At 36.2% G+C, this 23,685-nt stretch carries 25 protein-coding genes and 1 other RNA gene; 22 read left to right on the top strand and 4 right to left on the bottom strand.

All coding sequences use genetic code 11. The features are described 5' to 3' along the window. Positions 1 to 319: 319 nt before the first annotated feature. The 10 genes from panB (at position 320) to ABH955_RS11710 (ending at position 9,487) form a co-directional block, all read left to right on the top strand. Positions 320 to 1,156: a 3-methyl-2-oxobutanoate hydroxymethyltransferase gene (gene panB, locus ABH955_RS11755; RefSeq protein WP_404447414.1), complete on the top strand. Its 837-nt coding sequence runs from the start codon at positions 320 to 322 to the stop codon at positions 1,154 to 1,156. Next, the gene (gene panC / locus ABH955_RS11750) at positions 1,156 to 2,004 is read left to right on the top strand and encodes a pantoate--beta-alanine ligase (RefSeq protein WP_002086591.1); all 849 of its coding nucleotides are present in this window, start codon (positions 1,156 to 1,158) and stop codon (positions 2,002 to 2,004) included. Before panB ends, panC begins: the two co-directional genes overlap by 1 nt. Positions 2,005 to 2,016: 12 nt before the next feature. Next, positions 2,017 to 2,400 carry an aspartate 1-decarboxylase gene (panD, locus tag ABH955_RS11745; RefSeq protein WP_000490176.1) on the top strand — a complete coding sequence of 128 codons (384 nt, stop codon included), beginning with the start codon at positions 2,017 to 2,019 and terminating at the stop codon, positions 2,398 to 2,400. A 130-nt stretch (positions 2,401 to 2,530) separates the two neighbouring features. Further along, complete coding sequence (gene dinG / locus ABH955_RS11740) at positions 2,531 to 5,335, top strand: ATP-dependent DNA helicase DinG (protein ID WP_404447406.1); 2,805 nt, start codon at positions 2,531 to 2,533, stop codon at positions 5,333 to 5,335. 250 nt (positions 5,336 to 5,585) lie between these two features. Beyond that, a complete protein-coding gene (locus ABH955_RS11735) occupies positions 5,586 to 5,756 on the top strand; it encodes a YpmA family protein (RefSeq protein WP_002086589.1) in 171 nt (56 codons plus the stop codon). Positions 5,757 to 5,763: 7 nt separating this feature from the next. Continuing rightward, the gene (locus ABH955_RS11730; RefSeq protein WP_113937064.1) at positions 5,764 to 6,267 is read left to right on the top strand and encodes a cell wall elongation regulator TseB-like domain-containing protein; all 504 of its coding nucleotides are present in this window, start codon (positions 5,764 to 5,766) and stop codon (positions 6,265 to 6,267) included. A gap of 18 nt (positions 6,268 to 6,285) precedes the next feature. Continuing rightward, positions 6,286 to 7,473, top strand: a complete 1,188-nt coding sequence (aspB, locus tag ABH955_RS11725; RefSeq protein ID WP_113937065.1) for an aspartate transaminase AspB — start codon at positions 6,286 to 6,288, stop codon at positions 7,471 to 7,473. Positions 7,474 to 7,594: 121 nt separating this feature from the next. Beyond that, positions 7,595 to 8,302, top strand: coding sequence for a DNA replication protein DnaD (gene dnaD / locus ABH955_RS11720; RefSeq protein WP_000728546.1), 708 nt, complete (start codon positions 7,595 to 7,597; stop codon positions 8,300 to 8,302). A 15-nt stretch (positions 8,303 to 8,317) separates the two neighbouring features. After that, positions 8,318 to 8,965, top strand: coding sequence for an endonuclease III (gene nth / locus ABH955_RS11715; RefSeq protein WP_061688853.1), 648 nt, complete (start codon positions 8,318 to 8,320; stop codon positions 8,963 to 8,965). 3 nt (positions 8,966 to 8,968) lie between these two features. Next, positions 8,969 to 9,487 (top strand): YpoC family protein, encoded by a 519-nt coding sequence (locus ABH955_RS11710; RefSeq protein WP_113937066.1) that lies wholly within the window; start codon positions 8,969 to 8,971, stop codon positions 9,485 to 9,487. A gap of 26 nt (positions 9,488 to 9,513) precedes the next feature. On the opposite strand, the gene ABH955_RS11705 is transcribed toward ABH955_RS11710, so the two are convergent. Next, positions 9,514 to 12,228: a PBP1A family penicillin-binding protein gene (locus ABH955_RS11705; protein ID WP_404447399.1), complete on the bottom strand. Its 2,715-nt coding sequence runs from the start codon at positions 12,226 to 12,228 to the stop codon at positions 9,514 to 9,516. Positions 12,229 to 12,294: 66 nt separating this feature from the next. Further along, complete coding sequence (recU, locus tag ABH955_RS11700; protein ID WP_002030800.1) at positions 12,295 to 12,897, bottom strand: Holliday junction resolvase RecU; 603 nt, start codon at positions 12,895 to 12,897, stop codon at positions 12,295 to 12,297. Positions 12,898 to 13,000: 103 nt separating this feature from the next. Between recU and ABH955_RS11695 the strand changes: the two genes are divergently transcribed. Beyond that, on the top strand, positions 13,001 to 14,026 hold the full coding sequence (locus ABH955_RS11695; RefSeq protein WP_219301832.1) for a DUF2515 domain-containing protein: 1,026 nt from the start codon (positions 13,001 to 13,003) through the stop codon (positions 14,024 to 14,026). 343 nt (positions 14,027 to 14,369) lie between these two features. Here the strand turns inward: ABH955_RS11695 and ABH955_RS11690 are convergent, their stop codons facing one another. After that, entirely contained in the window at positions 14,370 to 14,516 is a 147-nt protein-coding gene (locus tag ABH955_RS11690; RefSeq protein ID WP_306475192.1) for a phage portal protein, read from the bottom strand. Positions 14,517 to 14,634: 118 nt separating this feature from the next. Between ABH955_RS11690 and ABH955_RS11685 the strand changes: the two genes are divergently transcribed. Continuing rightward, on the top strand, positions 14,635 to 14,877 hold the full coding sequence (locus tag ABH955_RS11685; protein WP_002011865.1) for a hypothetical protein: 243 nt from the start codon (positions 14,635 to 14,637) through the stop codon (positions 14,875 to 14,877). A gap of 15 nt (positions 14,878 to 14,892) precedes the next feature. Further along, positions 14,893 to 15,237 carry a YppE family protein gene (locus ABH955_RS11680; protein ID WP_002011864.1) on the top strand — a complete coding sequence of 115 codons (345 nt, stop codon included), beginning with the start codon at positions 14,893 to 14,895 and terminating at the stop codon, positions 15,235 to 15,237. A 25-nt stretch (positions 15,238 to 15,262) separates the two neighbouring features. On the opposite strand, the gene ABH955_RS11675 is transcribed toward ABH955_RS11680, so the two are convergent. Beyond that, the gene (locus tag ABH955_RS11675) at positions 15,263 to 15,454 is read right to left on the bottom strand and encodes a YppF family protein (RefSeq protein WP_012260642.1); all 192 of its coding nucleotides are present in this window, start codon (positions 15,452 to 15,454) and stop codon (positions 15,263 to 15,265) included. A 177-nt stretch (positions 15,455 to 15,631) separates the two neighbouring features. On the opposite strand from ABH955_RS11675, the gene ABH955_RS11670 reads away from it, so the two are divergent. The 9 genes from ABH955_RS11670 to ypwA all read left to right on the top strand — a co-directional run bounded on the left by ABH955_RS11670 (position 15,632) and on the right by ypwA (position 23,675). Further along, positions 15,632 to 16,294: a YppG family protein gene (locus ABH955_RS11670; RefSeq protein WP_404447394.1), complete on the top strand. Its 663-nt coding sequence runs from the start codon at positions 15,632 to 15,634 to the stop codon at positions 16,292 to 16,294. 156 nt (positions 16,295 to 16,450) lie between these two features. Then, positions 16,451 to 16,876, top strand: coding sequence for a CotD family spore coat protein (locus tag ABH955_RS11665; protein ID WP_002011871.1), 426 nt, complete (start codon positions 16,451 to 16,453; stop codon positions 16,874 to 16,876). Between the two features lie 56 nt (positions 16,877 to 16,932). Continuing rightward, the gene (locus ABH955_RS11660) at positions 16,933 to 17,487 is read left to right on the top strand and encodes an SLOG family protein (protein ID WP_002011870.1); all 555 of its coding nucleotides are present in this window, start codon (positions 16,933 to 16,935) and stop codon (positions 17,485 to 17,487) included. Positions 17,488 to 17,584: 97 nt separating this feature from the next. Next, positions 17,585 to 17,920, top strand: coding sequence for a cell division regulator GpsB (gene gpsB / locus ABH955_RS11655; RefSeq protein ID WP_000622428.1), 336 nt, complete (start codon positions 17,585 to 17,587; stop codon positions 17,918 to 17,920). Between the two features lie 87 nt (positions 17,921 to 18,007). Then, an RNA gene (gene rnpB / locus ABH955_RS11650) (RNase P RNA component class B) lies at positions 18,008 to 18,399 on the top strand. A 180-nt stretch (positions 18,400 to 18,579) separates the two neighbouring features. Beyond that, a complete protein-coding gene (locus tag ABH955_RS11645; protein WP_002011868.1) occupies positions 18,580 to 19,719 on the top strand; it encodes a THUMP domain-containing class I SAM-dependent RNA methyltransferase in 1,140 nt (379 codons plus the stop codon). Positions 19,720 to 19,780: 61 nt separating this feature from the next. Continuing rightward, complete coding sequence (locus tag ABH955_RS11640) at positions 19,781 to 19,963, top strand: DUF3921 family protein (RefSeq protein WP_113937070.1); 183 nt, start codon at positions 19,781 to 19,783, stop codon at positions 19,961 to 19,963. Between the two features lie 138 nt (positions 19,964 to 20,101). Beyond that, positions 20,102 to 22,039 carry an ATP-dependent DNA helicase gene (locus ABH955_RS11635; protein ID WP_002011942.1) on the top strand — a complete coding sequence of 646 codons (1,938 nt, stop codon included), beginning with the start codon at positions 20,102 to 20,104 and terminating at the stop codon, positions 22,037 to 22,039. A gap of 118 nt (positions 22,040 to 22,157) precedes the next feature. Next, complete coding sequence (ypwA, locus tag ABH955_RS11630) at positions 22,158 to 23,675, top strand: carboxypeptidase (RefSeq protein WP_404447386.1); 1,518 nt, start codon at positions 22,158 to 22,160, stop codon at positions 23,673 to 23,675. The last annotated feature ends 10 nt before the right edge of the window (positions 23,676 to 23,685 follow it).

Here is a 23,685-nt window from a genome sequence, read left to right as displayed (position 1 = left end):
TCTTTTTGTCATTTAGATACTAATAAATTTCACATACCGTAATAGGGATAGAAAATTATTTTTTCGAAAAAATGTAGCAATTCCTTTTCAGAGTTTGCTATAATTAGTTCGAATATGGGCAGTATCAAAGCGAACTGCACCATTATTTTACGCAGTATGAAAAATAATAATTTGGATTCTGCCTTGATCCAATAACGGACTGGGACAGAGGGATGAATAATGCCGACTAACACACAACCCTTCTGCCCTTTTATGGCCAGAGGGGTTTTTTATATGATTTCGGCCATCTCCTCTCTCCTGCATAAAGGAGGAGTAGTTTTTGAAAACAACAACAGATTTTTTGAAAATGAAAGAGCAAGGTGAGCCGATTACAATGCTAACGGCGTATGATTATCCATCTGCTAAATTAGCAGAAGAAGCTAAAGTCGATATGATTTTAGTGGGTGATTCTCTAGGAATGGTTGTACTTGGGTATGATTCAACAGTTCCAGTAACAGTAGAGGATATGATTCATCATACGAAAGCTGTACGCCGCGGAGCGAAAGAGACGTTTATTGTAACTGATATGCCATTTATGTCTTATCATGTCTCATTGCAAGATACGATGATTAATGCACGTCGCATTGTTCAAGAGAGCGGGGCACATGCATTAAAGGTAGAAGGTGCTGGAGAAGTTATATCAACTATTCACTACTTAACGAATGCGGGAATTCCCGTTGTGGCGCATTTAGGTTTAACTCCTCAATCTGTAGGAGTGCTAGGTGGGTATAAAGTACAAGGGAAAGATGCTGAAAGTGCAAAAAAATTAATAGAAGATGCAAAGAAATGTGAGGAAGCTGGTGCGATAGCACTTGTGCTAGAATGTGTGCCAATGCAATTAGCAGAACTTATTTCAGAGCAGTTAGCAATTCCTACAATCGGAATTGGAGCAGGACAAAAAGTAGATGGGCAAGTTCTTGTATACCACGATCTTATCTCGTACGGCGTAAATCGTGTTCCGAAATTTGTGAAGCAATATACGTCTGTTCAAGAGGAGATTGTGCGAGGGATTTCGCAATACGTTACTGAAGTAAAGACAGGGCAATTTCCTGAAGAAAAACATTCATTCACAATGAAAGAGGAAGAGTGCTTAGCGTTATACGGAGGAAAACAATAATGAAAATCATAACTACAGTGCAAGAGATGCAGCAAATTACAAACGAACTGCATGCAAGTGGAAAAAGTATCGGTTTTGTTCCAACGATGGGGTATTTACATGAAGGGCATGCTACGTTACTACGTAAGGCAAGGGAAGAAAATGAAATTGTAGTTTTAAGTGTATTTGTAAATCCACTACAATTTGGACCAAATGAAGATTTAGATCGATACCCACGTGATATTGATAGAGATGAAAATGTAGCAAAAGAAAATGGTGTTGATTATTTATTTTATCCGAGTGTAGAAGAGATGTATCCAGCAGAACAAACGACAACAGTAGAAGTTGTGAAGCGTACCGACGTATTATGTGGCAAACAAAGACCTGGTCATTTCGCTGGTGTTGCGACTGTACTAATGAAACTATTTAATATTACATTGCCAACGCGTGCTTATTTCGGTATGAAAGATGCACAGCAAGTAGCTGTAATTGAAGGATTCGTAACTGATTTTAATATTCCCGTTACGATCGTACCAGTTGATATTGTAAGGGAAGAAGATGGATTAGCGAAAAGTTCTCGTAATGTGTATTTATCACTAGAAGAACGTGAAGAGGCTCCTCATTTATACGGCAGTCTATGTATAGCGAAAGAACGAATTGAGGCAGGCGAACGTAATCCGGAAATCATTATGAATCTTGTGAAAGAGCATATTGAGAAGTATACGAAAGGCACTGTAGATTATGCTGATTTATATGCATATCCTTCTTTAAAAGCAATAAATAAAATTGAAGGAAGAATCATTTTAGCGATTGCAGTTAAGTTTGAAAATGTACGATTAATTGACAATATAACATTAATGGGGAAATAAGGGGGAGCATCTATGTTTCGCACAATGATGAGAGCGAAGTTACATCGTGCAACTGTAACAGAAGCAAATTTAAATTATGTAGGTAGTATTACAATTGATGAAGATTTAATGGATGCGGTAAATATTGTAGAAAATGAAAAAGTACAAATTGTAAATAACAACAATGGAGCTCGCTTAGAGACATATGTTATTAAAGGAGAGCGCGGTAGCGGTGTTGTGTGTTTAAATGGTGCAGCTGCAAGGCTTGTACAACCGGGTGATAAAGTTATTATTATTTGCTATGGTTTAGTGGCAGAAGAAAATATTCATAAACAAGAGCCGAAAATTGCAGTATTAGACGATGATAATCAAATTATTGAAATGTTAGGTGCTGAAAAAGCTGGCACGATATTATAAGTAGGAAGGCTATCTCTAATTAAGGAGATAGCTTTTTTGTGCATCTTTTCATTAAGATGAGGTAAAACGTGGTATAGTAACATTATATAATTTTTGTGTTTGATAGGTAAGAAATTGAGGTGTTACATATATGAGTAAGCGTTATGTCGTTGTTGATTTAGAGACGACAGGGAACTCCTGGAAGGATGGGAAGGATAAAATCACCCAAATTGCAGCTGTTGTAGTGGAAGATGGAGAGATATTAGAGATTTTTTCATCTTTTATTAATCCGAAGAGAGAGATTCCCCTATTTATTACAGAATTAACTGGGATTGATGAAGATCTTGTAAAACAAGCCCCGTTATTTCGAGATGTAGCCCCGATGATTGTTGAGCTATTACAAGGTGCGGCTTTTGTTGCACATAACGTTCACTTTGATTGGAATTTTTTAAATGAAGAATTAAGGCAGGCTGGATATACAGAAGTACATTGTCCTAAAATTGATACAGTTGAATTGGCGCAAATTCTTTTGCCGACAGCTGATAGTTATAAATTACGTGATTTAGCTAAGCAGCATGAACTAGAGCACGATCAACCACATCGTGCGGATAGTGATGCTCTTGCAACAGCGGAGTTGTTTTTACAATTTTTAAGTGAAATTGAAAAGTTACCACTTGTCACATTACAATCGCTTTATGAATTAAGTGATGTTTTCCAAAGTGATATAGCTGATGTACTTTCTGAAAATATTTTAAAGAAAATGATGCATGGTAAAGAAGAGGCAGAGGATTATGAGGTGTATCGAAATATTGCGCTTCGAAAGCGGAATTATTCTTTAAGCCTCAGTGAAATATACTCATCTAAATTTGATGCTTTCTTACATAAGACAATCGATAAACTTGAATTGAATATGCCAAAGTTTGAAAAAAGAGAAAGCCAACAGATTATGATGAAGGAAATATATACAGCGCTAAGAGATTCTAGGTTTTCACTGATTGAAGCAGGAACAGGTACGGGGAAGACGCTTGCATATTTACTTCCAAGTATTTATTTCGCAAAGAAAAAAGAAGAACCTGTCATTATAAGTACACAAACTGTACAATTGCAACAACAAATACTAGAAAAAGAAATTCCTTTATTAAAGAAAATAATGCCATTTTCATTTGAAGTAGCTCTTCTGAAAGGAAGAAAGCATTATCTGTGTCTACATAAATTTGAATATGCTTTGCAAGAGGAAGAGAAAAATTATGATATGGCGCTCACAAAAGCAAAAATTTTAGTGTGGTTATTGCAAACGGAAACTGGCGATCGTGATGAATTAAATATTCCTGAGGGCGGCAAGTTACTTTGGAACCGTATTTGTAGTGATGTACATAGTCCAGGCGGGATGCAAAGCAACTGGTATAGTCGTTGTTTTTATCAAAGAGCAAAGAATAAAGCATTATTTGCAGATATCGTTATTACAAATCATGCGTTATTATTTCAAGATTTTTCAAGTGAAGAACCACTATTTGCTTCATGTGAACATATTATTTTTGATGAAGCTCATCATATCGAGGAAGCGGCGAGTAGAACATTAGGTGAACAGTTCTCATGCATGTATTTTCAAGTAGCTTTATCTCGTCTTGGTACGCTAGAAACAGATGATGTACTTTCTAAAGTATATAAAATGATGAAAAAATCAGAGCAAGCATCGCGTTCGACTTTCCGTATGGTGAGTCATAGTTTGAAGGAATTGAAATTTGATGCGGATGAACTATTTCAAATGTTACGGACTTTCGTATTTAAACAAACAAAGCAGGAACAAGGGATGAGCAATATGCCACTCATTTATCGATATAACACGGAAGTAGAGAAAGGTAAGTTATGGGATAGCATTACCGAGTTAACAAATCGATTTGTGTATGATGTAAGAAAGTTATTGACTACACTTGAGAAGCAAGTTGAAATATTGCAAAGTAAATTAGAATGGGAGATGCATGTCGTTACAGGTGAATTTATGCATTTAATTGAGTTGTTGAGAAAGATGGCACAATCTTTACAATTACTCATTTTAGAAAAAAATTCATACGTGACATGGATGGAGACTGAAACGAAGGGAACGATTCATTCAACAGTTCTATATGCGCAGCCTATTCATATTGGTGAAAGATTTGCTGATGAATTTTTAACCCAGAAAAAGAGTGTTATTTTCACATCAGCAACGTTAACAGTTAATGATTCATTCGACTATATAAAAGAGGAGCTAGGTTTACATGATTTTGCTCCCAATACATTAAAGGTTCCATCACCATTCCGTTTTGAAGAGCAAATGAAATTAATGGTTTCAACGGATGTACCTTTTATTAAGAAAGCAAGTAATGAAGAATATATTGAGTCTATATCGGCACATATTGCGAAAATAGCGAAAGCTACAAAAGGTAGAATGCTCGTTTTATTCACTTCGTATGAAATGTTGAAAGAAGCGTATACGAATTTGAAAAATGATGAGACATTAGAAGGATATTTATTATTAACGCAAAGTGTGAATAATAAGAGCCGAAGTCGTCTAATCCGCAAATTCCAGGAGTTCGACAAATCGATTTTGTTAGGAACAAGTAGTTTTTGGGAAGGGATAGATATACCTGGAGATGCTCTGAGTTGTCTTGTCATTGTCCGTCTGCCTTTTACCCCTCCTCATCAGCCGATGATGGAAGCAAAAGGAGAGTGGTTAAAAAATCAAGGAGAAGACGTATTCGATAAGTTGGCGCTCCCACAAGCAATCTTGCGTTTTAAACAAGGGTTTGGTCGTCTTATTAGAACAAATACAGATACGGGAACTGTATTTGTATTAGATCGTCGTTTGACAAGTTCTTCTTATGGAAAACGATTTTTACAATCAGTCCCAACTGTACCGCTCTATGAAGGACCGTTAGAAGAATTGTTAGTACAGTTAGAAGAATCGTCAAATGAATAAAATTGGAAGAAAAATACGCCTGAAGTACATTTAAACTTCAGGCGTAAAAAATGTGGGTAGGAGGAATTTTATTTTTCTTACTTCTTGTATACAAAATATATTGCTTTTCGATTTGAAACCTTTTTTTGCTGTACATGTCCTGCTATAATAGATGGGTGATGAAGCAGGGGTTGTAAAGAATGTACTCTTATTGTAACCGCATTGCGTTCTTCTATAATTAGAAATTTTTGTGTAACGGAGGAGTTTTTTCATGGATAAGAAAATCGAAGTCCTATCAACGACGCGTATTAAATATTCGTCTGACTTGTATAAAATTGTTGATGGTTTGAATCGTACGTTAAAAGAGCAGGACCTCATGTTCGGATTAGCATTAGACGAAAAAGATAAAGAAACAGCTGTATTTACGATTTACAGAACGTAGTGATACAATGAAAAAGTGGATCTTTACAATCATTATCGTTATCGTTGCTAGCGGAATATATGGGGCATATGTTTATAATAAAGCGATGGAAAAGAAAATTCCAAAAGAGTCAAAGTCTGTAGAAATTGCGAAAGAAAAGGCAAAGCTTACAAAGGTAAATACTGTTGATTATTATAATGGAAAATCTTCATATACAGTCGTACAAGGTGCAGATGAAAAAGGAGAACAACTTATCGTTTGGGTGCCTGATAAAAAAGGAAATGTCCTTGTGAAGAAAAAGAGCGAAGGTATTTCTAAAAAAGAAGCTTTGCAAAAATTGGCTGAACAAGCTACAGGAGAAGGTGCTGAGCCGAAGCCGAAACCAAAAGAAATTATAAAAGTAAAATTAGGTGCTCAAAACGATATTCCATTGTGGGAAATTACATATATTGATCAGGAAGATCGTTATACGTATTACTATTTAGAGTTTCAAAATGGGGTTTATGCTGGACACTATAGCATTGAAAAATAGATGTAGGGGGAACTACAAATGAAATTAGCAAAGCGAGTAGCTGCTTTAACACCATCTGCAACTTTAGAAATTACAGCAAAGGCACAAGCATTAAAAGCAGAAGGTCATGATGTAATTGCATTAGGAGCAGGAGAACCTGACTTTAATACGCCAAAACATATTATGGATGCTGCGCATAAAGCGATGTTAGAAGGACATACGAAATATACACCAACAGGTGGATTACAAGCGTTAAAACAAGAAATTGTGAAGAAGTTTACTCGTGATCAAGGAATTGCGTATGATCCATCTGAAATTATTGTATGTAATGGTGCCAAGCATGCATTATATACATTATTCCAAGTGTTACTTGATGAAGGAGATGAAGTTATCATCCCAACTCCTTATTGGGTAAGTTATCCTGAGCAAGTAAAGCTTGCTGGTGGTAAGCCAGTTTATGTAGAAGGTCTAGAAGGCAATGAGTACAAAATTACAGCAAAGCAGCTGCGTGAGGCAATTACAGAGAAAACGAAAGCTGTTATTATTAATTCACCGAGCAATCCAACAGGGATGATTTACAGCAAAGAAGAATTACAACAGCTTGGAGAAGTATGTTTAGAGCATGATATCTTAATCGTTTCAGATGAGATTTATGAAAAATTAATTTATGGTGACGCGGAATATACTTCAATTGCCCAGCTTTCTAATGCACTAAAAGAACAAACACTTATTATTAATGGTGTATCTAAATCACATTCTATGACAGGTTGGCGTATTGGATATGCAGCAGGAAATAAGCAGCTTATTAAAGCGATGACGAACTTAGCGAGTCATAGTACGTCAAACCCTACTTCAATTGCTCAATACGGTGCAATTGCTGCGTATGCAGGCTCACAAGAACCCGTAGAAACAATGCGTCAAGCGTTTGAAGAAAGATTGAACATTATTTATGATAAATTAATTCAAATTCCTGGTTTCACTTGTATCAAACCACACGGTGCTTTTTACTTATTCCCAAATGTAAAAGAAGCCGTAGCGTTAGCTGGGTATGATACAGTTGATGAGTGGGCAAAAGCATTATTAGAAGAAGAAAAGGTGGCTCTTGTTCCAGGTACAGGATTTGGTGCACCAAATAACGTTCGATTATCGTATGCGACATCTCTTGAGCAAGTTGAGAAAGCATTAGAACGAATTCATACGTTCATGAAAAGTAAGGTACAGGCTTAATCGTCTGTTTCTTGTAGTAAATGGTAAAAAACCTCCCTATATATAGGGAGGTTTTTTTGACGAATTGTGGCAAAAAGAAATGGCTAAAGGTGTGTTATACTAGAGAACGAGGTGTTTGGTGATGAAAAAGAAAATGATGTTACAATGGTTTGAACAGGGAAGCATAGCGATTCCTAAATTGCTTATGATGCATTATAAAAAGCTAGGTTTAAATGAGACGGAATTTATGGTAGTACTTCATGTACACACATTTTTAGAATCAGGTAATTCGTTCCCGACTCCTTCGGAGATTTCAGAACGGATGACGATAACAGAAATGAAATGCATGGAAGTGATTCAGACTTTAATCCAAAAAGGTTTTTTAGCACTAGAAGGTGGACGAAGATCTGAAGCGATGATGTGTGAAAGTTATTCTTTACAACCACTGTGGGAAAAAATATTGCACTTTTTAATGAATGAATCTATAGAGGAAGAGCAAAAAGAACAAAAACAAATTCAAGTAAATTTATATACAGTATTTGAAAAAGAATTCGGAAGACCACTTTCGCCATTTGAATGTGAAACATTAGGGATGTGGGAAGATCAAGATCAACACCATCCGAATTTAATTCAAGCGGCTCTTCGTGAAGCTGTTATGAGTGGTAAACTTAATTTCCGGTATATTGATCGTATTTTGTTTGAGTGGAAAAAGAACGGAATTAAAACGGTAGATCAAGCGCAAAATCAAGGCCAGAAATTTAGAGCGAATCAACAACGCACACAACAAACGACAAAACAAGAGACGAAATTTACTGGGAAAGTGCCTTTTTATAATTGGTTGGAGCAGTAGTGTAGGAGGAAAGATATGTTGAACAAAACGCAAATTCGTTATTGTTTAGATACAATGGCGGATATGTATCCAGAAGCGCATTGTGAATTAATTCATGATAATCCATTTGAACTTGTAATCGCAGTGGCATTATCTGCACAATGCACAGATGCACTTGTGAATAAGGTGACGAAAAACTTATTTCAAAAATATAAAACACCAGAAGATTATTTAAGTGTGCCTTTAGAAGAATTACAACAAGATATACGTTCCATTGGATTGTTTAGAAATAAGGCGAAAAATATTCAAAAATTGTGCCGGATGTTACTAGATGATTATAACGGGAAAGTTCCAGAAGACCGTGATGAGCTGACGAAATTACCAGGAGTAGGGAGAAAGACAGCGAATGTAGTTGTTTCGGTAGCATTTGGGATTCCAGCGATTGCTGTTGATACGCATGTAGAGAGAGTGAGTAAACGGTTAGCAATTTGTAGATGGAAAGATTCTGTGTTAGAAGTGGAAAAGACATTGATGAAGAAAATTCCAATGGATGAGTGGGGAGTTACACACCACCGTATGATTTTCTTCGGACGTTATTACTGTAAGGCGCAGCGACCACAATGTGAAGAGTGTCGATTACTAGAAATATGTCGTGAAGGAAAGAAACGAATGAAGGGGAAATAAAGGATGGAGCGAGTTATAGAAATACCGAAAGAGTTTCGGTGCGTACCATTTTTTAAAGAGAGTGCAAATTCGATTACGTATCACACAGACCAATCTTTTGAAGAAATAATACAAAATACTTACTTTATATTTGATATTGAAAGACAATATGAACCATGGAATGAAATTGAAACAAGTATTCCAGCGGTGTTAAATATATGGAAAAGCAAGCATGAAGAAATTGCTATACTATTTCGGAACAGAAAAAAACAAGAAGCTGAGGGTCCGATGATTCTTTTTGCAGCGCACTTTCTATCGGTTATATATTGGTTAAATGAGCAGCCTGTTCATAGTTTGAATGAGATGCAAGTAAATACGAATAAATTGGAAGTACAACCTGTTAACTTTATGGAGCGATATTCATTTATTATAAAGAAACCGAGTAATTACCATTCGTATATTCAATTAGTACAGTTGTATATCGAAATAGAAAAGCTATATGTAAAGAAAATGATAACAAAAAAGAAGTCGATTTCTCATTAAGAGAAACCGACTTCTTTTTTTGTTTATTAAGACTCTGTTGTAACAACATTTCCGTCCGCGTGAGGTGTATCTCCTCCGGTATTTTGTTGGTGTTGTTGCTCTTCAGCTTTTTTTCTAGCTTCTTCGTCAGCTTTTCTCTTAGCTTCTTCGTCGGCTTTTCTCTTAGCTTCTTCGTCAGCTTTCTTCTTAGCCTCTTCGTCAGCGGCTTTCTTTTGAGCTTCTTCTTGCTGTTTACGTTGTTGTTCTTGTTGCTGCTGTTGTTCTTGTTGTTTACGTTGTTGTTCTTGCTGTTGCTGTTGCTGCTGTTCTTGCTGTTTACGCTGATCTTCATCAGCTTTTTTCTTAGCTTCTTCTTGTTTTAGTTTATCTTCATTGGTCTTTTTCAGGGCTTCTTCGTCAGCTTTTTTCTTAGCTTCTTCGTCAGCTTTTTTCGCATCTGGAGTTCCACCAGGGGCAGTGAAGGATGCACCAACTGCAGGGCTTGTTCCAGTACCCTTTTTCGCTACTACAGAGAAACTGTAAGTAACACCTGGTTTAATACCACCAAGAGTAGCTGTCGTACCGCTTACTGATAAGCTACCACTAGAACCGTCAGTAGCTTTATAGCTTGCTGCGTATGCATCAACATTTGATGATGGTCCAGACCAGTTCAGTGTCACTGTGCTAGCGCCATCGAAAGCGACATTAAGGCCACTAGGTGGATCTACTTTAATTTCTTTAACTGCATCTTTTTTCGCACCTTTAATGTACAGTTCTCCATTTAATTCTTGTACAGAAGAAGGGCGCTCGAAACGAGAATTATCCGTAGCAAATTTGCTCATCATTGCTTGGAACATTTGCTGAGCAATTCTAGTAGAACGATCGCTAATGTAATTTTCTGGGCTATCTTTTTCATAACCAGTCCATACAGCCATTGTATATTGTGGTGTATATCCTGCGAACCAACTATCTCTGTTGGCATCTGCTGGAATACCGTATTTTTTAATAACAGATTTATCAAAGTTTTGTGTTCCGGTTTTACCTGCTAGGTCTACACCTGAAACATATGCTGTTGGACCTGTACCGCCAGAACCAGGTTTTACTACGTCACGAAGAACGTCAGTGACCATGTAAGCTGTATAGTCATGCATTGCGCGTTGTTCTTTCGGTTTAAAGCTTTTCTTTTTTCCATCTGGGAAAATAACTTCTTTAACGAAATGAGGTTTATTGTATACACCGTCATTTCCAAATGCTGCATAAGCTCCAGCGACATCTAACGGAGAGCCTTCATTACTACCGATTGCAGTAGATTCATATGCTTTCCCATCTTTAAACGTCATTCCTAAACCTTCAGCAAACTCTTGTGCCTTAGGAATACCGACTGCTTGAGCTGTTTTTAAAGCCGGGATGTTTAATGACTTCTTCAATGCTTCACGAAGTGAAACGTCACCTTTAAAATTACCCGTAGCATTTTTAATCTTTGTGCCATCAGAGTAAGTATATTCAGAGTCATTTAATTGATGATAAGTAGACCATTGAAGGTTTTCAATTGCAGGACCATAGTCGAAAATTGGTTTCATTGTTGAACCAACTTGGCGTTTTAAATCAACTGCCATATTATGACCTTTGAAAGTAGACTTACTTTCTTTACGACCAGCGCCGATTGCTCGAACTTCTCCAGACTGAGTATCCATAAATACGAATGATCCTTGGAATTGATCGTTTGGATACTTGATGAGATTCCCATCCATAATTTTTTCAGCGTAATCTTGAGCATCTTGATCAAGTGTTGTATGAATCGTTAAACCATCTGAACCGATATTTACATCAGGGTATTCTTTTTCAACTTCCTTTACAGCAGCATCTATAAATGCTTGATACTTCATTTCAGTCACTTCTGAAGATGGAAGAAGTCCTTGTGTTACAGAGATTTGCATTGCGTCATTCATTTCTTGTTTCGTTATATACCCGTGTCGGTTCATTAATGTTAATACGATATTACGACGTTTCGTTGCTCTATCAACGTTATCTGGTTTTGTTGGATCATAAATGTTAGGACCTTGGGGTAAACCAGCGAGCATTGCAGCTTCGTGTAGTTGTATGTCTTTTAAATCTTTGCCGTAATATTTTTTTGCTGCTGTTGAAATACCGTAAGAGCGATTACCGAGGTTAATCTTATTTAAGTACATTTCTAAAATTTCATGTTTTGAGTACTGTTGCTCTAACTTATAAGATAAGTACCATTCCTGCACTTTTCTTTTTGCAGTTTTGTCCATCGTTAGAAAATAGTTTTTAACTACTTGCTGTGTAATCGTACTACCACCTTGTGATCCAAAACCACCAGTGACATTTTCCATGACTGCCATTCCAGTACGTCTAAAATCAATTCCATTATGATCGTAGAAACGAGCATCCTCAGTCGCAAGGAATGCACTTTCAATTACTTTTGGAATTTGATCGTATGTAACATGGGTTCGTTTTTCAGCACCGTATTCATAGAAGAAATTCCCGTTTTTATCAAGGAATTTTGTTGATAAAGGATTGACTAGCTTTGATTTGTCTAGTTTTGGAGCGTCCTTTACCATAACAAAGAAGGCCGAAACGCCAGCTACGAGACCGACGATACCAAGAAGTAGACAACCTATAAGAAATCTCTTGAAAAAGGAACCTTTTTTCTTTGGTTTTTCTTCTTTATTATTTGTTTCTTTCGTTTGATTTTTTACATGATTTCGTTCTGTACGAGAACGATAATTATCTGACATTATACTTTCTCCTACCTTTCATTCTCTCCCCCAAAAGTCGAAAAAAGAGCCTTAGTGATGACTCTATCACGAAAAATAAACCGTGTCTAGTACGCGGATATAATCAATTCGAGGGTGATAACCGCATGATAATAAAGACCCATGCTCTTCTATTTCTTGTTTTGTAATCGATTTACGTCCACCAGTATTTTGACGATTCCAAAATGCAATAATATGTTTTGCATCTAATAAATAAAATTCATCAAAAAGTGTAAATTTAATAATAACAAATGCAATTCCATTATGAGCGACTACTTGCTTCATATGTTCAATTTGATGAAGGTGGAAGTTTTGAAGTGGAAAGCTGGTTTTATTTTTAGTTTCTTTCGCTTCAAAATCGATGTATTTCCCTTTGTATACACCGTTGTAATCTGTTGTAGAAGGTTGTTTGAAATACGCTTCTTTTACCACTGCAGCACTTCGAGCGGGGTAATCTACTTTTACAATTTGAAGAGGTGTAGGTTTTTTATGTACGCATGCAATATTATGGGTTAAGTAATATTGATTGGTGTCATTCAATTCCTCTTCAAGGGACATACCTCTATTACTGTAAGTATGTTTTTTTATTGGTGTTTTATGAGGTTGTGAAGCTTGATCGTACCTTTTTCCATTTGGGTAACGAATGGTCATATTTTGTCCACTCCCAACTTGATAAGATTTACTTACAAAGGTGATTATATCAAAAAATGAAAAAAGATGTGACCTTTTTCAAGAAAGGTATGGTGACTTACTCATGTTTCGATGGAATGATTACGAAAAAATTAAACAGACCCGTAATGATATTTTTTGTACAGAAGAGGAAAAAGCTATAGTTCTTAATATTAAGGAGAGCACGGATGTAGCTAACGTAGATAATATTTCACGTACACAATCTTACCAAGAATATTATTTGAGAAATAGAGAAATTAGATGGTCTTTTTTAGCAAGCATGGTTTCAAGGAATGGGGGATGGAACATGACAGATTTAGAAGGAGAATATTATTCTAATCTTTTATCTCAAACAGTTAAGAGACGATTATTTCTTTTGTATGAGAAAGCCAATTGGCTCATTTTTTTAGATGCATTTCCTCAACTATTACTGTATGAGGAAAGTAAAAAGAGATGTGCACCGCTCTTTCATTTGTTACAATTTTTCAACATATCAATTTTTATGGAAAAAGAATGGGTCGCGTTTTGGGAGAAAAAAGATATAAATAGGCTTATGACGGCACTTATTATTAATGAACAAAATAAAATTCAAAAACCAGTAATTGAGAATGCATACTTTCAAAAACATGTATTTGATACTGCACTATTCAAATTTCAAGAAATATTTCACGTTAGTGCAGTTATTTTTCCAATGGTGGAAGGGGGAATGTATGGATTTTCAGTTTATCAATTTGAAACGTTGCAAAAACGTATAGAACTGGGGAAGCAATTAGCTTGGTTATTATTTCATTCAAAGTATAAGGCTTCTTTTTATAAATTTGCAGTGCAAACTAGGCATACAGGATCTAGGATGGATTATGAATGTAATATAAGGGGAATTAGAAAATCATGTACGCCGGCTCTTCGGGATGTGTATTCTATTGTCACTCATGAAAAATTAATTGAAAAAGATTGGTTTAGTGACGGGTTGGAAATAGATTCATTATTTTTACTTGAAAAACCTAAGGGGGAAATTAATATAACAGAATGGTATAGAAAGAAGAGGGAGCAAATACATACTCTTTCTATATTAAGTAGTTTTGTTAAAAGAATAGATGAGTTCATGATATAATAAAGAAGTCCCGCCTTCTTAAATGAAGGCGGGACTTCTTTATTAAAAGTAATATGCTCTACAACAAGTTACTTTCTAATCGGCTATTTGCCGGCAGTACGACTTTAACTTCAACACTTATCGAAAGCGAAGAGGTAAGGTAGACTAGAAAATAGTTGTTTGTAAAAGCCACTTTGATTAAAGTGTCATTTTATCAAGCTATTTGCGGACAGTAAAACTCCCACCTCAAAATTCGGCTGGAGCAAAGAAGGTAGGTGGAAGCCCTGCTGCCCGTAAACACCCGATTGGTGCGGGCTAATAATCAGTGGGGGATGAACAAAACCCCACTGATTAAAGTTTCACTTTATGTAGCGGGGAAATTTGGACCATCAAGCTTTGGATTCCCAGTCTCAGGTTTGTTTTGTTGTTTGTTTTGCTTTTTCTTTTTTTCGTTTTTATTTTTTGCCATCGTAATACACCTCCTTTTTGTATTGTTACCATTTCTAAAAATGGCATACTAAATGATTTCTTTGACGAATATCAACTAGTTTTGTCATGTGAGAAGGAGTAATTAATCAATCGGCGAAATTACATGACAAAGGAAAGGCAAAGAAGGGGGCGTTTTAAATATGGCGATGGTTCAGAAGGAAGATGTTATGAAAAAAATGGATCAAATGTTAAGTTCTCTCGATTTGCTGGAAATGAAGATTGGGATTAGAATGAATCATGCATTGAAGGATAAAGGTGAAAAAATATGCAATAAGATAGAAATAACAGAAATGCATATAGAACATATGGAAAATAAATTAGTGCATCACGAAGAAAAAGGGAGCTGGGTAAAGACATTTCAAAACGTCGTAGTGAGTGCATAATAAGGTGGGAACAAAATGGGACATGAAGCATTAATCCAGTCTTCGGAGAAGTTAATGCAGTATAATGATGAAGCGAATGTGAAAAAAAGAGAGATGGCTGAATATGATTTTTATAAGGATATGAAGCCATTTGTTGATATTGTAGATGCTGAGTTAGAGATGTGGAAAGAATTAGCTTATAGGTGGATAAAGGAAGAAAGACCTAAGTATATACATGTACAACAAATTGATCAAGTGTATGATAATTTACAAACTAATGTGCTACAATGTTTTGTTAATAAGGGAAAAGGTAAACGTTTCTTTGAAACTCATCAAGCTATTTCGTATACTTTGCAAAATATCGTAGATCAATGTAAATAACAAGAGGGAAAACCCTCTTGTTTTTTTATGCCTCGGTCACTGTTGTAGGTTTTGTTGCACCGTTTATTTCTAATTCACGTATTAATGTTCGGTAATCTGATATGCATATTTTTCCTTCAAGATAACAATGTCTTGCAAAGTCTAACAGTTCATTCGAATTTTCTGTGTAATACCCCTTTTTTTGAGAAAACGCTTGTTTTAAATCCCCTAATACCATGTTGATTCCTCCCCCATGAGAATCTTCTTCCTTATTATCATAGCATGGAAGGGTTTACTTTCTAATTTTTTTAAAAATTTAAACTTCCGACAAAAACAGACAGGTAATCCGTCACACATTTTATTTTATAGGTACATATTCTATATGTAGAAACTTATGCCAAGGAGGAGAGAATGCATGTTTCAACAACCTAATGTATATCAGCAAGCAAATCCATATGCACAGCAAAATATGTACCAATATAATGAGGATACATATTTACGATATAATATGTATCCTTTCGAGCCTCATTATGGAAACCAAAATTATTATCAACCATTTGAAGTGTCTTTTGGGAATCAACCGCAGCAAGCGCATATGAATCAACCGCAACAAGCATATACGAATCAACCACAGCAAGCGCATATGAATCAACCGCAACAAGCATATACGAATCAACCACAGCAAGCGCATATGAATCAGTCGCAACAAGCGTATACGAATCAACCGCAGCAACCGCACATGGATCAGTCGCAACAACCGCATATGAATCAGCCGCAGCAAATGTATACGAATCAACCACAGCAAGCGTATATGAATTCACAAAACTACATGTCGCCAGCTCAATATGTAAATCAACAAGCTATGTTTTATCCACCAAAACAACCATATCCAACGATAAATAAACAAAAGCAACAGCAACAGCAACCAAGTCAGTTTTCTAGTTTTGTTTCACAATTTAAATCATCAGATGGTAACTACGATGTAAATAAAATGATGAACACAGCTGGACAAATGATGAACGCGATGAATCAAGTAACAGGGATTGTTAAGCAAGTCGGGGGCTTTTTTGGTAAATAATAGTAGGGGGTTGTCTATAATAGGTATTACGTATGAATTTGGATACTAGACAAATTTCCATGAAATAAATGGGTATATATAACAAGCGGCTTTACCCCCTCGCTCATATTGTAAAGTGTAGTCAGATTTTTTTAATGAGAGAGGAGAGAAAAAACTATGCATCATTGTCATCCTTGCTTTGGAGGGCATAAGCCTGTAGGACCTATTTGTACGACAGCTCCTGTCATTCATCCAACAAAACAATGCGTAACACATTCTTTTTCAACAACGGTGGTGCCACACATTTTTCCAACCCATACAACGCATGTTCATCATCAACAAATTAAAAATCAAAGCTTCTTTCCACAAACAAACTCGAACGTAAACGTTGTAGATCCTGGTGATCCGGGATTCGGCGGAGGATGTGGACCATGCGGTCATGGCCATCATCACCATGGGCATCAAATATCACCATTTGGACCAGGACCGAATGTATCACCATTTGGACCAGGACCGAACGTATCACCATTTGGACCAGGACCGAATGTATCACCATTTGGACCAAATATCGGACCAAACGTTGGTGGAATGTTTAAAAAGTAAATGATATGTTAGAACTAGCGAAATGCTAGTTCTTTTTTTGTAATTGGAGTGTTGATATGAAGGTTGTTGCTGTAACAGGATATAAGCCGTTTGAACTTGGAATATTTAAAAATGATCATCCAGGAGTAGAGTGTATAAAAAAGGCGCTGCGTCGTAAATTAACTGTTTTTGTAGAAGAAGGCTTGGAATGGGTTATTATTAGCGGCCAGTTAGGAGTAGAGCTATGGGCTGCTGAAGTTGTTTTTGAAATTCAAGTAGAATATCCAGATTTAAAATTAGCGGTATTTACTCCTTTTTTAGAACAAGAAGAAAATTGGAAGGAAGATAACCGTGAATATTACGAATTTATTCTTTCGCAAGCAGATCACATTGATAGTATTACGAAACGGAAGTACGAAAGCCCAGAGCAATTTAAATTAAAGAATCAGTTTTTTATTGAAAAAAGCGATGCACTTTTAGCTGTATATGATGAAGAAAAGTCTGGGAGCCCTAAATATATTGTAGAAGCAGCTAAGAAAAAAGGAGAAATAGAAAATTATCACAGTTATTTTATTCTTTTTTCTGATTTACAAGATATAATGGAAGAGGAACAGTGGAATAATGCAGAGTAATATGTAATATAGTACTCGTATATTTGATTGACAAAAGGCATTGTTTCTGAAAAAATTTAGTTAATGAAAGCTTTGGCAAAAATTAGAGGTGAAGAAAATGATTTCGGATAAAATTAAATTAACAGCGAAAGATATTTTAGAAAAAGAATTTAAAACAGGTATGAGAGGTTATCAACAAGAAGAAGTAGATAAGTTTCTTGATATGATTATTAAAGATTATGAAGCTTTTCATAAGGAATTTGATCAATTAAAACAACAAAACGTTCGTTTGAAACGTGAATTAGAAGAGCAGAAAGTAGCGGCAACACAAGTTCCGCAACAACCGGTACAAACACCAGTTGCACAACCAGTGTATAACAATACGAATACGGATATTTTAAAACGTCTATCTAATTTAGAAAAAGCTGTATTTGGAAGTAAGTTATACGAATAAATTAAGGTAACAAAAAGGTTAAAGTATTTTACATAGAAAAAAACATTGCAAAATCTTTTTGTTTCCACTATACTAATGTTTGTCATAACGTTTGGGTAATCGCTGCAACGCCAACGTTGTAGAGGAAAGTCCATGCTCGCACGGCCTGAGATGGCTGTAGTGTTCGTGCCTAGCCAAGTCATAAGCTAGGGTATTCTGGCTGCAAGGCTGGTTTAACGGCAGGGAAAAAACCTAAGTCCTTTCGGATATGGTTTGACTACCTTTAAAGTGCCACAGTGACGAAGTCCTTGAAGAAATGATAGGAGTGGAACGAGGTAAACCCCACGAGCGAGAAACCCAAATAATGGTAGGGGAATCTTTTCCAAGGAAATGAACGATGGGAAAGGACAGGTTTTCGTAACCTGTAGATAGATGATTACCACCGGAGTACGAGGCGTGGGCCGTTTGCAGTACAAAGGAACAGAACATGGCTTACAGAACGTTATGAACCAACTATGAAATAACTCAGCTCTCCTTTGTTAGAGGAGGGCTTTTTATTTGTATGAAGTTATAAATTGTGAGTTAAAATGGTAAATGAGAATATTCTTCGTAATATGTGATAATTAATAGGAAAACATGTTATTAATTATTGTTTGATTATACATAAGAGGTGAATGCAAATGGGAAAAGTTACTTTAATTGCAACAGCGGCAATGGGTATTGAAGCGTTAGTTGCCCGAGAAGTTCGCGATCTTGGTTATGAATGTGAAGTGGAAAACGGAAAGGTAACGTTTGAAGCGGATGAAAAAGCGATTTGTCGTACGAATTTATGGTTACGTACTGCAGACCGTGTGAAAATTAAAGTCGGCGAATTTAAAGCAACAACATTCGATGAGTTATTTGAAAAAACAAAAGCGTTAAACTGGGGAGATTATATTCCAGAGAACGGAGAATTCCCTGTTATTGGGAAATCTTTGAAATCAACATTATTTAGCGTTTCAGACTGCCAACGTATCGTTAAAAAGGCTGTTGTTGAGAAATTAAAAACAACGTATAGACGCACAACTTGGTTTGAAGAAGATGGACCGTTATTCCGTATTGAAATTGCAATGCTCAAGGATATTGCGACGTTAACAATCGATGCGAGTGGTGTAGGTCTTCATAAACGTGGATACCGTCTTGAGCAAGGTGAAGCGCCTTTAAAAGAAACATTAGCTGCGTCTTTAATTAAGTTAACAAACTGGAAGGCGGATCGTCCTTTCGTTGATCCTTTCTGTGGATCTGGTACAATTCCAATTGAAGCTGCATTAATTGGACAAAATATCGCACCAGGATTTAACCGAGGTTTTGCATCGGATGAATGGGGCTGGGTTGGTAAACAAAATTGGCGCGAAGCTCGTCAAGAAGCTGAAGATTTAGCTAATTATAATCAACCATTGCAAATCATTGGATCAGATATCGATCACCGTATGATAAGAGTTGCCCAAGATAACGCAGAAGAAGTTGGATTAGGGGATCTTATATCATTTAAACAAATGCAAGTAAAAGATTTCACGACAAAAGAGGAATATGGCTATGTTGTAACGAATCCTCCATACGGAGAACGTTTAAGTGAAAGAGCGCTTGTTGAAAAATTATATAAAGAAATGGGAGAGGTATTCCGCCCATTAGATACGTGGTCAATGTATTTATTAACAAGTTATGAAGCATTTGAGAAATGTTATGGGAAAGATGCATCGAAAAAGCGTAAACTGTTTAACGGATTTATCCGTACAGATTACTATCAATACTTCGGAAAGCGTCCACCGCGTAATTCATAGTATAAAACTCCTCCAGCACGCATATACTGGCTATTATGTAATACGTAAAGGAGGAAGTGATATGGATAGTTTCCAATTCTCGATGATTCAAAAAGCTATTCACCGTACGTATGATGAGCTCGGAAAAGAAGTGGATAGTCAAGGTGCAATTGTAGAGGGAATACAAAAAGCGCAGGAAGAATATTTGTCAGCTCTTTCACATGAAACAGCGATTGATAAACGTTATTTAAGGTCATTAATATAGAAAAAAATTTTCCTTTTTCGAAAGGAAAATTTTTTTTCGTGTATTTCTATGTATTGTAACAGGGGAAAGTGGCTGCACACATGTGAGTAGCAGTTGCTATATCTTTTTATAGAAAAACTGTTTGGTTGGAGGCTAAGGATGTTTACTGAGAATAGGTTACCATTTGAAGTAGGAAAACAAGATAATTTTTATGATAAGTTGAATGAGTGGATTGGAGATGTGTTTTACGACATTCTTCCGGAAAAAGGTTTTGAAGAGCGTGATGAACAGATTTTTATGGCGTTTCAGTTAGAGCGCGCTTTCCAAGAGAAGAAAGTTATGTTTGCAGAAGCAGGTGTAGGAACAGGGAAAACAATTGTATATCTTCTATATGCAATTTGTTATGCACGTTATACAGGGAAGCCGGCTATTATCGCTTGTGCAGATGAAACGTTAATTGAGCAGCTTGTGAAAGAAGAAGGAGACATTGCTAAGTTATCTGAAGCATTAGGGCTATCTGTTGATGTTAGACTTGCGAAGTCAATGGATAATTATTTATGTTTACGTAAACTTGAAGATGTTATGAGTGGACGAGCTCCAGAAGTAATTGAAGATGTATATTACGAATTACCTCAGTTCGTATTCGATCATGGTACGATGCAGAACTTTACTCACTATGGTGATCGAAAAGAATTTCCACTGTTAAATGACGAGGAATGGTCAAAGGTAAACTGGGATTACTTCCAAGATTGCTTCACTTGTGATTCTCGTCATCGTTGTGGTCAAACTCTTTCGCGCGAGCATTATCGTAAAGCGGCAGATTTAATCATTTGTTCTCAAGATTTCTATATGGATCATATTTGGACGTACGAAGCTCGCAAACGTGAAGGACAAATTCCGTTATTACCAGAAAGTAGCTGCGTTGTATTCGATGAAGGGCATCTTGTAGAATATGCAGCTCAAAAAGCTTTAACGTACCGTTTAAAACAAACGATGATGGAGCAACTTTTAACGAGATTATTACAAAATGATATTCGTGAAGAGTTCGCACATTTAGTAGAAGAAACAATTTGGCAAACTGAACAATTCTTTGGGGTACTACAAGAGAATAAAAAGGAAATTGAAGGTTCTGATCGTTTAGAAATTACTGTGACAGAAAAGGTAACTGCAGAAGCGAAAAGACTTTATGCGAAAATCGGTGAAGTCGGTGATGCATTAGTATTTGAAAGTGAAATGCATACAGTAAACACATACGATTTAAATATTGTTGATGAGCATTTAGATGTGTTAGAGCATTCACTTCGTCTTTTCATGCACGAGAAAAATGTAATTACGTGGGGTGAAGAAGGCGATGGTGCTTTCACGTTAGTTATTATGCCGCGTGCAGTTGAAGAAGTGTTACAAGAAAAAGTATTCTCGAAGAAGATTCCATATATTTTCTCTTCTGCGACATTATCTGACAATGATTCGTTCGCATTTACTGCAAATAGTCTAGGGGTAAAAGATTACTTATCATTCTCAGTTGCTTCGCCGTTTGATTATGAAGAGCAAATGACAGTAAACTTACTTCCGTATACGAAAGAAAATGAATGGGAAAGAAAGTGTCAATATACACTTGAAAATATACAAAAAACAAATGGACGTACACTCGTATTATTCCGTACAACGCAAGAACTTGCAGCGTTTAAAGAATATGTAAGTAAAGAGCAAATGTCAGTGCCGTTTCTATATGAAGGAGATCAAGAAATTAGTCAGCTCGTTTCTCGTTTCCAAAATGAAGAAGAGACTGTACTTTGTGCCGTTCATTTATGGGAAGGTTTAGACATTCCAGGTTCATCATTATCACATGTTATTATTTGGTCATTACCATTCCCTCCAAACGATCCTGTGTTTGAGGCGAAGCGTAAACATGTGAATGATCCATTCTGGGACGTAGATGTGCCTTATATGATTTTACGTCTTCGCCAAGGAATTGGACGTTTAATTCGTACAAGTGAAGATAAAGGTGCTATATCATTATTCTTATCAGATAATGAAGATGAAAAAGTGATAGAAGCAGTGAAGAAAGTACTTCCGGTAGAAGGAAAAGTACTTTAAGCGAAAAAATGTTGTAGGGAAAAGTTTGGCATTTGCCAAGCTTTTTTTCTATTAGAAAAGGAATTTATGTTTCAGTGTCGAAATAAGTTTGAGGTAGAAAAAGGAGGTTTTTTATACTATGACAGTTGCTACATATGAAGTGGAAAAACAATTTTTAACATATGTGAAGAAGATAGAGAATTACGGAGAGGCATTAAGCTTAATGTTTTGGGATTTAAGAACAGGTGCACCAAAGCAAGGAGTAGACCAGCGTTCAGAAGTAATTGGAATGCTTTCATCCGAAGTGTTTGCGATGTCGACTTCAGATGAGATGGGGAACTATTTAACTGAACTAGAATCTTTAATTATTGAAAATAAACTTTCTGAAACGACAAAGAAAATGGTTGAAGAGTGTCGTAAAGAATATGATAGAAATAAGAAAATTCCACAAGCGGAATATGAAGCGTATGTGAAATTAGAAGCGAAAGCGGAAAGTGTATGGGAAGAAGCTCGCGAAAAATCTGACTTCGAAATGTTCCGTCCGTATTTAGAAAAAATTGTTGAATTCAAAAAGAAGTTTATTACATATTGGGGTTACGAAACGTACAAATATAACACGCTATTAGACATGTATGAGCCGGGAATCACAGTAGAAGTGTTAGATCATGTATTTGGTCAACTACGTGAACGTATCGTTCCGCTTGTGAAAGAAATTTCTGAGTCTAAAAAAGAGTTAAAAACAAATGCTTTAGCTGAACATTTTTCAAAAGAAAAACAAAAGAATTTTACTTTAGAGTTATTAAAACAATTGAACTATAACTTTGAAGCGGGTCGTCTTGATGAAACGGTACATCCTTTTGAAATTACATTAAATAGAGGGGATGTTCGTATTACGACTCGTTACGATGAGAAAGACTTCCGTATGGCTGTTTTCGGCACGATTCATGAATGTGGTCATGCTGTATATGAACAAAATATTGCAGAGAAATTTGAAGGTACACCGCTATGTAGTGGAACTTCTATGGGTATTCATGAGTCACAATCATTATTCTTTGAGAACTTTATCGGTCGTAATAAATCATTCTGGAAGAAAAATTATGATTTATTAAAAGAGTATAGCGATGGTCAATTCAATGATATATCAGTAGATGAGTTTTATGATGCGATTAACGAATCGAAGCCATCGTTTATTCGTATAGAAGCAGATGAGCTTACATATCCGCTTCACGTCATGGTTCGTTATGAACTTGAGAAAGAATTATTTGATGGTACATTACAAGTGAAGGATTTGCCAGCGGCTTGGAATGATAAGATGGAAGCATATTTAGGAATTCGTCCGGAAAACGATGCACAAGGTGTATTGCAAGATGTTCACTGGGCTGGTGGTTCATTTGGATACTTCCCATCTTATGCGCTTGGTTATATGTATGCAGCGCAATTTAAACATAGGATGCTAAAGGATATTCCAAACTTTGATGCATTATTAGAAGAAGGAAACGTGACACCAATTCGTGAATGGTTAACAGAGAATATTCACCAATATGGCAAAACGAAAAAACCACTTGAAATTTTAAAAGATGTGACAGGTGAAGGTTTAAATGCAAACTACTTAGCTGATTATTTAGAAGCTAAATATAAAGAGATTTATGAGTTATAAAACAGGAGCT

Source organism: Bacillus sp. RC240 (assembly GCF_044907945.1).
GTDB lineage: Bacteria > Bacillota > Bacilli > Bacillales > Bacillaceae_G > Bacillus_A > Bacillus_A mycoides.
The sequence above is the reverse complement of the archived record's forward strand: the minus strand, read 5'-3'. Positions and strand labels throughout refer to the sequence as shown.

What these genes read in the sequence shown, in the direction of transcription:
- panC (WP_002086591.1), top strand. Translation starts at nt 1,156, where the DNA reads ATGAAAATCATAACTACAGTGCAAGAGATGCAGCAAATTACAAACGAA.
- panD (WP_000490176.1), top strand. Translation starts at nt 2,017, where the DNA reads ATGTTTCGCACAATGATGAGAGCGAAGTTACATCGTGCAACTGTAACA.
- dinG (WP_404447406.1), top strand. Translation starts at nt 2,531, where the DNA reads ATGAGTAAGCGTTATGTCGTTGTTGATTTAGAGACGACAGGGAACTCC.
- ABH955_RS11735 (WP_002086589.1), top strand. Translation starts at nt 5,586, where the DNA reads ATGGATAAGAAAATCGAAGTCCTATCAACGACGCGTATTAAATATTCG.
- ABH955_RS11730 (WP_113937064.1), top strand. Translation starts at nt 5,764, where the DNA reads ATGAAAAAGTGGATCTTTACAATCATTATCGTTATCGTTGCTAGCGGA.
- aspB (WP_113937065.1), top strand. Translation starts at nt 6,286, where the DNA reads ATGAAATTAGCAAAGCGAGTAGCTGCTTTAACACCATCTGCAACTTTA.
- dnaD (WP_000728546.1), top strand. Translation starts at nt 7,595, where the DNA reads ATGAAAAAGAAAATGATGTTACAATGGTTTGAACAGGGAAGCATAGCG.
- nth (WP_061688853.1), top strand. Translation starts at nt 8,318, where the DNA reads ATGTTGAACAAAACGCAAATTCGTTATTGTTTAGATACAATGGCGGAT.
- ABH955_RS11710 (WP_113937066.1), top strand. Translation starts at nt 8,969, where the DNA reads ATGGAGCGAGTTATAGAAATACCGAAAGAGTTTCGGTGCGTACCATTT.
- ABH955_RS11705 (WP_404447399.1), bottom strand. Translation starts at nt 12,228, where the DNA reads ATGTCAGATAATTATCGTTCTCGTACAGAACGAAATCATGTAAAAAAT.
- recU (WP_002030800.1), bottom strand. Translation starts at nt 12,897, where the DNA reads ATGACCATTCGTTACCCAAATGGAAAAAGGTACGATCAAGCTTCACAA.
- ABH955_RS11695 (WP_219301832.1), top strand. Translation starts at nt 13,001, where the DNA reads ATGTTTCGATGGAATGATTACGAAAAAATTAAACAGACCCGTAATGAT.
- ABH955_RS11685 (WP_002011865.1), top strand. Translation starts at nt 14,635, where the DNA reads ATGGCGATGGTTCAGAAGGAAGATGTTATGAAAAAAATGGATCAAATG.
- ABH955_RS11680 (WP_002011864.1), top strand. Translation starts at nt 14,893, where the DNA reads ATGGGACATGAAGCATTAATCCAGTCTTCGGAGAAGTTAATGCAGTAT.
- ABH955_RS11675 (WP_012260642.1), bottom strand. Translation starts at nt 15,454, where the DNA reads ATGGTATTAGGGGATTTAAAACAAGCGTTTTCTCAAAAAAAGGGGTAT.
- ABH955_RS11670 (WP_404447394.1), top strand. Translation starts at nt 15,632, where the DNA reads ATGTTTCAACAACCTAATGTATATCAGCAAGCAAATCCATATGCACAG.
- ABH955_RS11665 (WP_002011871.1), top strand. Translation starts at nt 16,451, where the DNA reads ATGCATCATTGTCATCCTTGCTTTGGAGGGCATAAGCCTGTAGGACCT.
- ABH955_RS11660 (WP_002011870.1), top strand. Translation starts at nt 16,933, where the DNA reads ATGAAGGTTGTTGCTGTAACAGGATATAAGCCGTTTGAACTTGGAATA.
- gpsB (WP_000622428.1), top strand. Translation starts at nt 17,585, where the DNA reads ATGATTTCGGATAAAATTAAATTAACAGCGAAAGATATTTTAGAAAAA.
- ABH955_RS11645 (WP_002011868.1), top strand. Translation starts at nt 18,580, where the DNA reads ATGGGAAAAGTTACTTTAATTGCAACAGCGGCAATGGGTATTGAAGCG.
- ABH955_RS11640 (WP_113937070.1), top strand. Translation starts at nt 19,781, where the DNA reads ATGGATAGTTTCCAATTCTCGATGATTCAAAAAGCTATTCACCGTACG.
- ABH955_RS11635 (WP_002011942.1), top strand. Translation starts at nt 20,102, where the DNA reads ATGTTTACTGAGAATAGGTTACCATTTGAAGTAGGAAAACAAGATAAT.
- ypwA (WP_404447386.1), top strand. Translation starts at nt 22,158, where the DNA reads ATGACAGTTGCTACATATGAAGTGGAAAAACAATTTTTAACATATGTG.